Annotated in this window: 10 protein-coding genes; all 10 read right to left on the bottom strand. The window is 40.2% G+C overall.

The window, feature by feature from the left end:
• Window positions 1-122 precede the first annotated feature (122 nt).
• Complete coding sequence (gene holA, locus HT696_RS04365) at window positions 123-1,160, bottom strand: DNA polymerase III subunit delta (protein ID WP_173283297.1); 1,038 nt, start codon at window positions 1,158-1,160, stop codon at window positions 123-125.
• Window positions 1,161-1,192: 32 nt separating this feature from the next.
• Window positions 1,193-2,128 carry a dihydroorotate oxidase gene (locus HT696_RS04360; RefSeq protein ID WP_173283295.1) on the bottom strand — a complete coding sequence of 312 codons (936 nt, stop codon included), beginning with the start codon at window positions 2,126-2,128 and terminating at the stop codon, window positions 1,193-1,195.
• A gap of 450 nt (window positions 2,129-2,578) precedes the next feature.
• Window positions 2,579-3,769 carry a methionine adenosyltransferase gene (gene metK, locus HT696_RS04355; RefSeq protein ID WP_173283293.1) on the bottom strand — a complete coding sequence of 397 codons (1,191 nt, stop codon included), beginning with the start codon at window positions 3,767-3,769 and terminating at the stop codon, window positions 2,579-2,581.
• 369 nt (window positions 3,770-4,138) lie between these two features.
• Window positions 4,139-5,482 (bottom strand): DEAD/DEAH box helicase, encoded by a 1,344-nt coding sequence (locus tag HT696_RS04350; protein ID WP_173283291.1) that lies wholly within the window; start codon window positions 5,480-5,482, stop codon window positions 4,139-4,141.
• A gap of 352 nt (window positions 5,483-5,834) precedes the next feature.
• Window positions 5,835-6,650 (bottom strand): endonuclease/exonuclease/phosphatase family protein, encoded by an 816-nt coding sequence (locus tag HT696_RS04345; protein ID WP_173283062.1) that lies wholly within the window; start codon window positions 6,648-6,650, stop codon window positions 5,835-5,837.
• Window positions 6,651-6,701: 51 nt separating this feature from the next.
• Window positions 6,702-8,882: a PTS transporter subunit IIBC gene (locus HT696_RS04340; protein WP_173283064.1), complete on the bottom strand. Its 2,181-nt coding sequence runs from the start codon at window positions 8,880-8,882 to the stop codon at window positions 6,702-6,704.
• Between the two features lie 418 nt (window positions 8,883-9,300).
• On the bottom strand, window positions 9,301-10,227 hold the full coding sequence (gene ftsX, locus HT696_RS04335; protein ID WP_173283069.1) for a permease-like cell division protein FtsX: 927 nt from the start codon (window positions 10,225-10,227) through the stop codon (window positions 9,301-9,303).
• Window positions 10,220-10,912, bottom strand: a complete 693-nt coding sequence (ftsE, locus tag HT696_RS04330) for a cell division ATP-binding protein FtsE (RefSeq protein ID WP_000022265.1) — start codon at window positions 10,910-10,912, stop codon at window positions 10,220-10,222. Before ftsE ends, ftsX begins: the two co-directional genes overlap by 8 nt.
• A 17-nt stretch (window positions 10,913-10,929) precedes the next feature.
• A protein-coding gene (gene prfB / locus HT696_RS04325) for a peptide chain release factor 2 (RefSeq protein WP_173283369.1) occupies window positions 10,930-12,025 on the bottom strand; the annotation gives its coding sequence in 2 pieces (ribosomal slippage) (window positions 10,930-11,952 and window positions 11,954-12,025; 1,095 coding nt in all).
• 107 nt (window positions 12,026-12,132) lie between these two features.
• Window positions 12,133-12,789 carry a CBS domain-containing protein gene (locus HT696_RS04320; protein ID WP_000268665.1) on the bottom strand — a complete coding sequence of 219 codons (657 nt, stop codon included), beginning with the start codon at window positions 12,787-12,789 and terminating at the stop codon, window positions 12,133-12,135.
• Window positions 12,790-13,014 lie beyond the last annotated feature (225 nt).

The raw sequence follows: 13,014 nt of genomic DNA, 5'->3' as shown, positions 1-13,014 counted from the left end.
TTGAGCAACCTGCGGCTAGTTTCCTAGTTTGCTCTTTAATTTTCATTGAGTATAAAATAAGCAAATCAGCAAGAAACCCATGACAAGATAATCTTGACACGGGTTTTAGTTTCAAAAAAATGTCAATTGACTTGACTAGCAATCTGTAGGAGTGCCTTTTCAAAAAGGAAACCTTTTTCATAAAGACCTGTCTTAATCTGATAGTCTGTCTCAATCAAATAAGAAATAGCTTGCTTCAAAAAGCTCAAGGAAAGTCCTCGTGAATCCCTCAACGCAAACTTGATTTGATAGGGATTGGGATTGCGTCCCAGATAACTACCTAAACTACTTGCAATCTGCGATTCTGTTTGGCCAGATTCCGCCAAAATCTTCACCTGAGTAAAAGTCCGAAATTGTCCTAGCATAACGGCAATCAACTTGATTTCATCTTCACCTTGTAAGGTCAAGTCTCTAACCAAATCGCGCGCCTGGTCCATCTTTTTAGTCAGAATAAACTGAGTTAAATCAAAAATATTGTCCTGCAAGGTCTTGGGAATAGCGTTGACAATATCCTCTTCTTCGATAACAGAATCTGCCTTATAGGACTGTAAAAAGAGGAGATTTTTCTGAATTTCGCTAAATTGAAGCCCCGACTTGATGAGAAGATTTTCAAAAGAATGATTGGCAAACTGCAGACCTTGTTTCCGGCTCCACTTTTGGAAATACTGGCGCAATTCTTGTTCTTTGGCTTCTACTGCATCGAAGACCTTGGCATCACGCTTAAGTAATTTAACCAACCGTCTTTTACTATCTAGCTTTCCTTCCGCAAAGATCAACAACTTGGTTGTTGGCGAAGGGTTATCAAGGTATTCCTCAAATGACTTGAGTTCATCATCTGTCAAAAAGCGCTTTTTAGCAGTCGTAATATCGACAAAATGATCCAATATCACGATTTTCTCATCCGCAAAGAAAGGAAGGCTAACCAACTCCAGTTCCACATCCTTGTAAGCTACTTCTTTCATATCAAAGTAAGCAAAGTTAAGGTCAGCGGAATCATAGCCAAGCTGTTTCAATACTTGACTCTTCATAACTTCAAACTGGCCCTGATCTGTCCCTGTAAATAGGCTCAGACTCGGTAAATTTGCTAAAGTCAACTTCTGACTTTCTTCAATGGCTAGCATCTTCTCTCCTTTCTTCTAACTTTTTAGTTCATTTAATCAATATAGCGCAATTTCCCACGGAAATCTTCTAGGCTTTCGTACCCTTTTTCCGACATGATTGCTTTCAGTTCATTGGTAATGCGGTCAAAAGCACTGACGCCTTCTTTGTGAAGGGTGGTTCCCACCTGCACCATACTTGCTCCACAGAGGATGTGTTCAAAGGCATCACGACCAGTCAGAACTCCACCTGTTCCGATGATTTGGATTTGAGGGTTTAAGCGTTGATAAAAGGCATGAACATTGGCTAGCGCAGTCGGCTTAATATACTCTCCACCAATCCCACCAAAGCCATTTTTAGGACGAATAACGACAGACTCATCTTCTATATAAAGGCCGTTTCCGATAGAGTTAACACAGTTGACAAACTTAAGAGGATACTTATTGAAAATAGCTGCCGCTTGGTCAAAGTGAACAATATCAAAATATGGTGGCAATTTAATTCCAAGAGGTTTTGTAAAGTAGTCAAATACTTCTGCCAAAATCCGGTCTGTTGTCTCAAAATCATAGGCAATCTGAGGTTTACCTGGAACATTTGGACAGGAGAGGTTTAGCTCAATCAAGCCACGAAAATCACTCTCTTGGACTTTTTTCAGGATAGTATGGGTTTCCTCTGGAGACATACCGACCAGAGATAAGAAGAAAGTTCGGTTCGGCTCTTTTTCCTGCAAGTCCAAAAGATAGTCCAAATAATAGTCTAAGCCATTATTTGGCAAGCCCATAGAGTTGATAGAACCAAGTGGAACATCTTGATAGCGTGGCTCAGGATTCCCCTGACGGAAGTCCAAGGTCGCTGTCTTAGTGACAAAGGTTCCTGCCACTGAGCTTTTAACCCCTTCCAGCTCCTCTATCGTCATACAAGCCACACCTGCTGCATTCATCAAGCAATTATCAAACTCAAAACCAGCAATTTGTGTTTTCGTTGATACCATGATTCTAATCCTCCAGATTCCTTTTATTGCTAATATTATACCACAGTTTTAATTCTAGGTTTACTAGATTCTATGGTTCTATCTATTTATTCGGAAAAGAAAGTCTAGTGCAGAAGTCATGCTATGGAAACAGCTAGTGTATTGGAAGTTTGAACAAGGCTTAGGTCACAGACTTTTGAATGAAGTCCAAGCAACAAGGAGAAATCTCAACCATGAGTCCATTCCATGACTCTGTTGCTCTAGAAAACCTTGCAATAGTCAAGTGATAACGAATAAAACTTTGGATTGAAATATCCCCATGATTATCTATTACGAGGAGAAATCTCAACCTTTATCATTTTTAAAGAAATACATATAAATCTCTACTTTCGCAAAATGGATTTTCAGAACAGTATCCCAGTATAGTTAAAAACTATAAAAAAGAGGGGGTTCCCTCTTTCTTCAATTTATTTATTTGACTGCTTCTTTTAAAGCATCTACCTTGTCCAAACGTTCCCATGGAAGGTCAATATCTGTACGTCCCATGTGTCCATAAGCCGCTGTTTGACGGTAGATTGGACGTTTAAGATCCAACATTTGAATAATTCCTGCAGGACGAAGGTCAAAGATTTGACGAGCCGCTTTTTCAAGCTTGCTTTCAGCTACTGTTCCTGTACCAAAGGTATCGATACGAACAGAAACAGGTTGCGCAACACCGATAGCGTAGGCCAACTGCACTTCTGCTTTCTTAGCAAGGCCTGCTGCAACGATATTCTTTGCAATATAGCGAGCCGCATATGACGCAGAACGGTCCACCTTAGTCGCATCTTTACCAGAGAAAGCACCACCACCGTGACGAGAGTAGCCACCATAGGTATCCACGATAATCTTACGACCAGTCAAGCCTGAGTCCCCTTGAGGCCCACCGATTACAAAACGACCAGTAGGATTGATGAAGAATTTTGTTTGCTCATCCAAGTAAGAGGCTGGAATAACCTCTTTGATAACCTTGCTAATGACATCATTGTGAATTTGTTCGTTGCTGACTTCTGGATCGTGCTGAGTTGAAATAACGACTGTGTCCACACGTACTGGACGGTCATTTTCATCATACTCAACTGTAACTTGTGATTTAGCATCTGGGCGAAGATAGCTGATTTCCCCAGACTTGCGAAGTTCTGCCAGACGACGAACCAATTTATGACTGAGTGAAATTGGCAACGGCATGAGCTCTTCTGTTTCATCCACTGCAAATCCAAACATGAGCCCTTGGTCTCCAGCACCAATTAAGTCAAGTGGGTCTTGATTAACATTTCCACGGACCTCCAAGGCTTCGTTAACACCTTGGGCAATGTCAGGAGATTGTTCCACCAAAGATGGGTGTACTCCTACAGTCTCAGCAGAAAAACCATACTCGGTATTGGTATAGCCAATCTCTGCAATGGTATCACGAACCACACGGTTAATATCTACATAGGCATTTGTAGAAATTTCACCAAAAACGTGGACAGATCCAGTGTATACAGCTGTCTCAGCAGCAACGTGCGCCTCTGGATCCTGTTCTAAAATAGCATCCAAAATCGCATCTGAAATTTGGTCTGCAATCTTATCTGGATGCCCCTCAGATACAGACTCAGACGTGAATAATTTACGTTCTGACATAAAAATGTCCCCCCTTAAAAATAGTGTTATAGAGTTACAAAGTACTGATAGAAATCCCTATCATCTACGAGTTGCGACGCGAAAGAAATAAAAACAATACTTTTTTATTTCTGAAACTAGTAAGGCGCATAGGGTGACCGCATTATAGCGGCAACCGTAGAATGACGAGCGACTACTTTGGAGCCGTCATTCTTTGCGAGTTGCGACTCGCAAGAAAAAATAGAAATACCTACCATCTTATCGGGACTATATAACTTTATCATTATACCATTTTTCAACACAATTTGCAGTCTTTAATGTAGTGTTTCGGTTTAGATAGTTCGTTCTCATAAAGCAAAAAGTTGGAGTTCAGTACTCCAACAATTTCTATTAAAATGTTTGGCGTTTAGCTTTACGCTCTGCACGACCGCGAGCGCGATTTTCAGCACGCTTGGTTTTGCGGCGCTTTTCATCAACCGCCCATTGAATTTTCTTCTTATAACCCGGTTTGACTTTTTTCTTTTTCTTTTTAACCAAACCAATCATTTCGATATCAAGTTTATCTTGTTTTTTCTCACGGTTGGCACGACGATCACGGTCATAAGTATCTTGAAATTCCCCGTCTTTGACCATCTTAGGAGTAAACTTAATTCCTAATTTCTCCAACTCACGGATATCCGAGTCATTACTTGGCTGGTAAAGGGTAATAGCAGTACCTGGCAGGCCGTTTCGTCCAGTACGACCAACACGGTGCACGAAGAAGGATAAATCTTGCGGAATGGCATCATTGATGACATGACTGACACCTTCAATATCAATTCCACGCGCTGCCAAGTCTGTTGCGACAATGTACTCAAAATCCAGATTTTTCACCTGATTCATGATTCGCTTACGTTCACGAGGGGCAATATCTCCATGGATTTTTGCCACCTTCAAGCCTTGAGTAGTCAGATATGAATGTAATTCATCAGCACGCGTTTTAGTGTTAACAAAAATCATTGCCAAATAGGGTTGCATCAACTGAGTCAACTGGTAAATTTGAGCATTCTTGTCACGTCCCTTAGTAGAAATCAACCAATTATCAATGGTATCAGAAATGACCGTTTTGGTCTTGATTTTCTCCATGACAGGATTTGACAAATATTTTTTCAAGAATGGTTGCAATTTTTGTGGAATAGTCGCTGAGAAGACCATGAATTGCAGGTCTTTTGGAAGGTTTCCAGCAATCTTATCAACAGTTTCCAAGAATCCCATATCCAAGGTCATGTCTGCTTCATCAACAACAAATGTCTTGGCTTTATGAATAGCTAAATCACCAGATTTAACCAAGTCGTAGATACGGCCTGGCGTTCCGATGACAATATGAGGCTGGTTGCTTGCCAATTTCTCAATCTGGCGAGCCTTATCCGTACCACCCACATAATTAACTACACGAACTTCCACTTCTGAGTGGGCAGCAATCTGACGGGCTGCTTGGTAAATTTGAGTAGCCAACTCACGACTCGGTGCAGTAATCACTGCTTGTACACTATCGCTAGCTTCATCTAGTTGCTGGAAAATCGGTAACAAGAAAGTGTGAGTCTTACCTGAACCTGTTTTTGATTCACCGACTAGGTCACGACCTGCCAAGACAATGGGAATCAACTTATCTTGTACCTCTGTTGGAGTTATAAATTTCAACTCCTCCAAGGCTTCTCTAATATAGTTTTTAAATTGAAATTTCGTAAATGACATACTATCCTCGATTCTATCTATCCTATCAATTATACCACATTTTATTCCATTTCAGTAGCCTCACTTATTTATACTCAATGAAAATCAAAGAGCAAACTAGGAAGCTAGCCGCAGGCTGTACTTGAGTACGGCAAGGTGAAGCTGACGTGGTTTGAATTTGATTTTCGAAGAGTATTAGGCTATTTCCAGTAGCTTTTCTAATCAGAAAAAGGCTGGAATTTTATAATCCCAACCTCTTTTCATACTCAATGAAAATTAAAGAGCAAACTAGGAAACTAGCCGCAGGCTGTACTTGAGTACGGCAAGGCGACGTTGACGTAGTTTGAATTTGATTTTCGAAGAGTATCAGTTATTATTTCCAGTTTAAAATAGCATTCAAGCCATAGTGATCACTCACTTGTGGACTCTTGTTACCATCAAATACGACATGTAAATTTTCCACCGCTAACTCTTTGGTAGTAAAGACATAATCGATTCGAAGGGGTTCAGTGTTCCCTTTCCAGCCATCAATTTCTGGTGGAACGGTATAGCTACCGCTTTTCTCTTGAGCAACTTCAAAGGCATCTTCTAATCCTAATGGACTAGATAAAATAGCTTGGTAACCTTCCTGACCGGCTGGGTTGTTGAAATCTCCAGCTAGCAAAAGCGGCTTGTTCAATTCTTTCAAGACAGCCTCAAATCGTGCCCATTCTTCTTGGAAACCTTTATCCCACCAAGAAAGGTGGACACTTGCAACTGCAAGCTCCTTACCATCAACTACAGTTTCAGCCAAGGCAACGCGACGAGTATGATAGTCTGTTGGATCATCCACATCTGAAACCAAAATTTCTCTGGCTTCAATAGGTGTTTTAGACAAGATAGCTACACCTTCATGGTAGCGATCATAACCGATATGGTTATAGGCCCAAGTCCAGTAGTAATTTTTCCCTTGCTCAGACAACTTTTCAACCAAAAGTCTAACATAGTGATCTTGGTGAATAGGCTCAGCTGCTGGCAAAGCTTGATAGAGATCATTAACCTCCACCTCTGGAGAGGTGATCTCCTGATTGATTTCTTGGAAACAAATCAAATCATAGTCCTTTTCAAGAATATCCTCAAGCAAAATCTGGAATTTTTCCTCTGCTTCTTTCTCCATCCAACTGTGAGTATTGAGTGTTAAAAATTTCATGCTTTTCTCCCAAAATAAGAGGTTGGAATACAGCTTCCAACCTCAAGTATATTACAATTCTACTTTAGCAACTGCTGTTTTAGCTGCAAGAGAACCTGTTTGTTCTAATTTAACTGATTTAATAGCTTCAGCATTTGTGAAGACAACTACTGTTGAAGTTTCACGTCCTGCTGCAAGGATAGCATCCAAGTCAGCTGTGACAAGGAGATCTCCTGCTACAACTTTTTGTCCTTCAGCAACATGAACTGTAAATGGTTTACCTTCAAGACTTACTGTGTCCAAACCAATGTGAACCAATACTTCAAGACCTGCTTCAGTCACAATACCAAGAGCATGTTTTGTTGGGAAGATGCTTGATACAGTACCTGAAACTGGAGATACAATGTTTCCATTTGCAGGTTCTACTGCAAATCCATCACCCATCATTTTTTGAGCAAATACTGGATCTTTTACTTGTTCCAAAGCAACAACTTGACCGTCTGCTACTGAGTAAACTTCCTCAGTAAGACCTTTGAAGTGAACAGTGTTTTGTTGTGCTTCTGTCATTTGGCTTGGAAGAGTTTCAGGAATGATTTCACCTGAATCAAGGATATCTTGAATATCAGATTTCAATACATCAGCTTTTGGACCGTAGATAGCTTGAACCCCTTGTCCTTTCATGACAAGACCCATAGCTCCTTCTGCTTTCCATTGCTCTGCATTTCCTACTTTATCTGCATCCTTAACAGTTACACGAAGACGAGTCATACATGCGTCAACATCAACGATGTTTGCACGTCCACCAAGAAGGTTGATAATATTTACAGCTTGAGAGCCTGCTGCAACTTTCACTTCGCTGCTAGATTCTTCTGAACCTTCAGCAGTTTCGTAGTTTCCGTTACGCCCTGGAGTTGCGTAGTTGAATTTTTGAATCATGAAGTTTGCGATAAAGTACATGATTACAGCAAAGAGAACAGTTACCCAAACGAAGTTAACGATATCCATACCGATACCAGCACTGATTGCAATAGGTGTACGAGTCAAGAACTCGATTGAACCGAATGAGTGCATACGTAGGTTTACGACGTCAGCCATAGCAAAGGCAGCACCTTGAACAAGTGAGTAAACAAGATACATAGGTGTTGCGACGAACATGAACATGTATTCGATTGGTTCAGTAACCCCTGTCAAGAATGTTGCAAGAGCTGTCGCAATCATCATACCTTTGTATTTATGTTTCTTGTCAGCATCAACATTACGGTAGATAGCCACAACCACACCCATCAAGATACCGAATGAACCAATCATTTGTCCAACTTTGAAACGAGCTGGGTGAACAGTATCTAACAAGTGTTGGTATTGACTAGCATCAGTACCTTTAAGGTTTACAAGGTCTGTTACCCATGCAAGCCAAAGTGGATCTTGACCAAATACTTGGCTACCTTTTGCTGCACCAGTTAAGACCTCATAAGTACCACCAAGAGCTGTGTAGTTCATTGGGATAGTCAACATGTGGTGAAGACCAAATGGCAAGAGCAAACGTTCCAATGTACCATACAAGAATGGTGCAAGGATTGGAGCAGTTTCTTGTGAGTTAGCAATCCAGATACCAAAGCTATTGATACCAGTTTGCACAAGTGGCCAGAAAGCTGAAAGTACAATTGCAGCAATTATTGAACGAAGAATAACTACAAACGGTACAAAACGTTTTCCGTTAAAGAATGAAAGTGCATCAGGAAGCTTACGGAAGTTATAGTATTTATTGTAAGCAGTTGCTCCAATAAAACCAGAAATAATCCCTACGAAGACACCCATGTTCAATGCTGGGGCTTCCATAACACTAATGAAGTAATCAGCAACTTTGATTTGCCCACCCAATAGTGTTGAAACCATAGCATCTGGATTTTTCAACATATCGCCTGATACACCAAAGATTGTACCAGTGATACGGTTAATCAAGATGAAGGCAAGACCAGCGGCGAAAGCACCACCAGCGCGTTCTTTAGCCCAGCTTCCTCCAATAGCGAGGGCGAACAAGATATGAAGGTTAACGATAACTCCCCAACCGATTTGCTCTAGTACACCACCAGTAATAACGAGTGGGGCAAAGGTTGGGTTAATCATCACGATAGACTTACCGATTGAAATCATCAAACCAGCAGCCGGCATAACCGCGATAACCACCATCAAAGCCTTACCGAATTTTTGCCAAAATTCGAAAGACAAGACATTTTTGAATGTATCTTTCATCATTCAAATCTCCTTTATTTTTATTTAGGCAAACGTTTTACGAAAACGTTTGCACCTTTTATGATTTAATTATACCACTTTAATTTTTTTTGTAAAGGCTTTTATTCAAAAAAATCCTCTTTTTTCAAAAATTTTCTAGGTGCTAAATTTCAAGTTCAAGTTAGCCATCAAGAAGCCTTCTCTGAGCGACTTCTTTATACTCTTCGAAAATCTCTTCAAACCACGTCAGCGTCGCCTTACCGTATATATGTGACTGACTTCGTCAGTCTTATCTATAACCTCAAAACAGTATTTTGAGCATCCTATGGCTAGCTACCTAGTTTGCTCTTTGATTTCCATTGAGTATTAGAAGTCCCTTTTCTAAAATTTTTGTAGCAAAAAAGGAGATTTTACAACCTCCTCATAAAAGTAATTATTTTACCTAAATCTTCAAGAATCGGCGCATGGATATTCCTGATCCCAGTGAACCAATGAAAATCCCAATCACAAATAATAGAGCAATCATCAGAGGAGTAAATACCTCTGGCGCGATCATAGACAGATTTTGTCCGACCAACGATTTGTTGACAGTTTGGTAAACCATTCGATAAACAATAAAGACCAACACTGATGGCGCAGTTGCTCCAAGCAAACCAATGAAGGCACCTTCAAGTAAGAAAGGTCCACGGATATAACTGTTCTTAGCACCAACCAAGCGCATGATTTGAATTTCACGACTGCGAGAAATAATGGTAATACGAATGGTATTTGAAATCAAGAAAACTGCAATGAAAATCAAAAGTCCTGCAATAACTAATCCCCAAACACGGATAAATGATGCTAGTTGGAATAGGCGTTCTGTATTGGCACCACCATCCTGAACCTCAGACACACCTTCAATTTTTTTAGCATCTTCGGCTACAGTTTTTACATCACTTGGCGTATTTGTATCAACGATATAGGCATCATAGAGGGGGTTGGCATCCCCTTCGAAGATTTTCCAGTTATCTCCCATTGTCTCGGTTAATTTTTCATATTGTTCTTCTTTACTTGAAAAGGTAACACTCTTAACCGTAGACATGTTCTTCAAAGAATCATATACCTTGTGGTAGTCATTATTTGTAACAGTTTGACCTTCTTTTTCAATTGTCTGACTGTTATCTTCCACATCCTTTCGGATATAAACTACTACACGGACATTATTTTCAATATCTGTAGCTAGTTTCGCTGTATTGAAAATAACAGAAGCAAATATTGCCACCAAGGTCAAAGTAATCATGACTGAACTGACAGCAGCTACTGTCATCCAACCATTTCGTTTCAAACTTTTTAAGGCTTCAAATAAATGGCGAAAAAATCTACTAATCATCGTATCCATACTCTCCTTTTGATTCGTCACGAACGACACGACCATTTTCAATGGCAATGACACGGTGGCGCAAGGTATTTACAATCTGGCTATTATGAGTCGCCATTAGAATAGTTGTCCCTTGTAGGTTAATCCGTTCCAAGAGATTCATAATTTCCCATGAATTATCCGGATCCAGGTTTCCTGTTGGTTCATCGGCTATCAATACTTTGGGATTATTTACAATGGCACGTGCAATCGCAATCCGCTGTTGCTCTCCACCTGAGAGCTCATTTGGGAAAGAACGAACCTTGTGCTTCAATCCAACCAAGTCTAAAACTTCCATCACACGTTTTTTGATATTACGGCGATTTTCACCGATTACTTCCATAGCGTATGCAATATTCTCATAAACAGTTTTCTTTGGCAATAGTTTATAATCCTGGAAGACAACCCCAACACTACGACGTAGAAGCGGGACATCTTTCTTTTTGATCTTAACCAGATTAAAACCAGCAACTGATAGGCTTCCCTTATCGATTTTTACTTCACGATACAGAGAACGAATAAAGGTTGACTTCCCTGCTCCTGAAGGTCCTACGATGTAAGCAAATTCCCCCGGTTGAACGCTGACCGAAACACCGCGTAGAGCAGTCGTTCCGTTGTCGTATTTTTTGACGACATCTCTCATTTCAATGATTGACATGTGAGTTCCTTTCTATCTTAGCTAATTCGCCACTTGAGATAGGCATCGATAAAACCATCTAGGTCACCATCCATAACCTTATCTACCTGAGCAACCTCAAAGCTAGTTCGGTGATCTTTTACCATAGTATAAGGTGTGAAGACATAAGAACGGATTTGGCTTCCCCATGTGATTTCTTTTTTCTCACCCTTGAGAGAATCTACCTCCGCAGCCTTCTTCTCTTGCTCCATTTGATAGAGCTTAGCCTGCAACATCTTCATAGCTCGATCTCTATTTCCATACTGGGTACGATCCACTGTTGATTGGACAACAATTCCAGTTGGAATGTGGGTTAAACGTACACCTGTTGAAACCTTATTGACGTTTTGTCCACCGGCACCACCTGAACGGAAGGTATCCATCTTGATGTCATCTTCACGGATTTCCACTTCAATAGTATCGTCCAACTCTGGCATCACTTCTACAGATGTGAAAGAGGTATGGCGACGTTTAGCAGAGTCAAATGGTGAAATACGGACCAAACGATGAACACCCATTTCTGACTTGAGAAGGCCATAGGCATTAGGCCCTTCAAATGATAAAGTTACTGACTTGATACCAGCTTCATCTCCTGCTTGGTAATCCAATACTTCCACTTTAAAGCCTTTAGCATTACCATAACGAGTATACATACGAAGCAACATATCGCCCCAGTCCTGCGCCTCAGTACCACCAGAACCTGGATGGATTTCCATGATGGCATTGTTGTGGTCATAAGGTTCTGACAAGAGTAGAGTCATCTCATAGCTGGTCATCATCTTATCAAGTTCGGCTAACTGCGCTACCAGTTCTTCTTGAACCGACTCGTCTTCTGCTAAAAAGTCCAATAAAATTTCAACTTCATCCTGCAACTCTTCCATCTTATGGAAGGTATTATAGGTGTTTTTTAATTCATTTAATTCTTGCGACGTTTTTTGGGCCGCAATATTATCATTCCAAAAATCAGGTTCTGTCATCTTGTTTTCCAAGATAGCAATCTCTTCCTCTAGCCCCTCTAGGTCAAAGAGACCCCCTGAAAGAAGCTAATTTTTCACGATTTGTGTCAATTTTCTGACGGATTACTGAAATGTCCATAAATACTCCTTTTTTACATCATTTCATTATAGCATATTTTATCATTTCTTTCCATCTTTTGCTATAATCCCTTTTTTATGAAAAAAGAAGCCTTTGGGCTTCCCTTTTTACAAGACTTTTGCTGAAGTGCGAGTGATTTCTTCCACTTGAATACCATTTGCTTCAAATTTTTCTTTCAAGGCTGGTAAATCAATTGATCCATCGATTTGAACTTCGATAATCACCTTACCATCCTTACGCGGAATATTGACTGTATGAGAGATATTCAAATTTTCTTCAACGATTAGAGAAACAATCTTACCAAGAACGCCAACTTCATCTTCTGTAACAAAGCGCACACGAATTCCTTCTTCACCATAACCAGCAATTTCAAGAAAGGCTTGGAAAACGTCACGGTCCGTAATAACTCCGTATACTTGATGATTATCTACGACAGGAAGAATACCAATCTTGTTTTTCAACATCAGATAAGTTGCATCTTCTAGACTCGCATAGCCTGAAACAGTGACAACGTCACGAATCATGACATCTTTTACTTTTGTCTTATTCAGAAGATAGTTCATCTCATAGATAGAAAGACTTGTTGCCTTGGATGGACTAGCTTGGGCAATTGTTCCCTCTGTCACCAAACCAACCAATTGATCATTTTCGATAACAGGCAAGCGGTGCAATCCTTGCTCTCTCATTAAATCTGCTGCATGAGATACTGTTGTATCTGGACTAATATAAACTACCTTGCGGGTCATAAAATCTTTAACTGCCATGAGACTTCTCCTTTTCTATTCTTATCCCTATTATACAATCTTTTTGTAAATCTATCAAACGCTTACATTTCTTTTTCAAAATTCAGAAAAGTATGAATAAGCTAGCAAAAAGAGCTCTGAAATCGAGCTCCCTGAATGAAAGTAAGAAACGTTTCATTCGATTTTATTTCAAGAATCAGAAGCTAACCTTCCAGTGTAGATGAGAATTGCTTCGCAATCTAAATA

Source organism: Streptococcus sp. 9903 (assembly GCF_013276625.1).
GTDB lineage: Bacteria > Bacillota > Bacilli > Lactobacillales > Streptococcaceae > Streptococcus.
The sequence above is the reverse complement of the archived record's forward strand: the minus strand, read 5'-3'. Positions and strand labels throughout refer to the sequence as shown.

Coding starts and splice junctions, on each gene's coding strand:
- HT696_RS04360 (WP_173283295.1), bottom strand. CDS start 2,128: ATGGTATCAACGAAAACACAAATTGCTGGTTTTGAGTTTGATAATTGC.
- ftsE (WP_000022265.1), bottom strand. CDS start 10,912: ATGTCAATCATTGAAATGAGAGATGTCGTCAAAAAATACGACAACGGA.
- holA (WP_173283297.1), bottom strand. CDS start 1,160: ATGCTAGCCATTGAAGAAAGTCAGAAGTTGACTTTAGCAAATTTACCG.
- ftsX (WP_173283069.1), bottom strand. CDS start 10,227: ATGATTAGTAGATTTTTTCGCCATTTATTTGAAGCCTTAAAAAGTTTG.
- HT696_RS04345 (WP_173283062.1), bottom strand. CDS start 6,650: ATGAAATTTTTAACACTCAATACTCACAGTTGGATGGAGAAAGAAGCA.
- HT696_RS04320 (WP_000268665.1), bottom strand. CDS start 12,789: ATGGCAGTTAAAGATTTTATGACCCGCAAGGTAGTTTATATTAGTCCA.
- HT696_RS04350 (WP_173283291.1), bottom strand. CDS start 5,482: ATGTCATTTACGAAATTTCAATTTAAAAACTATATTAGAGAAGCCTTG.
- HT696_RS04340 (WP_173283064.1), bottom strand. CDS start 8,882: ATGATGAAAGATACATTCAAAAATGTCTTGTCTTTCGAATTTTGGCAA.
- metK (WP_173283293.1), bottom strand. CDS start 3,769: ATGTCAGAACGTAAATTATTCACGTCTGAGTCTGTATCTGAGGGGCAT.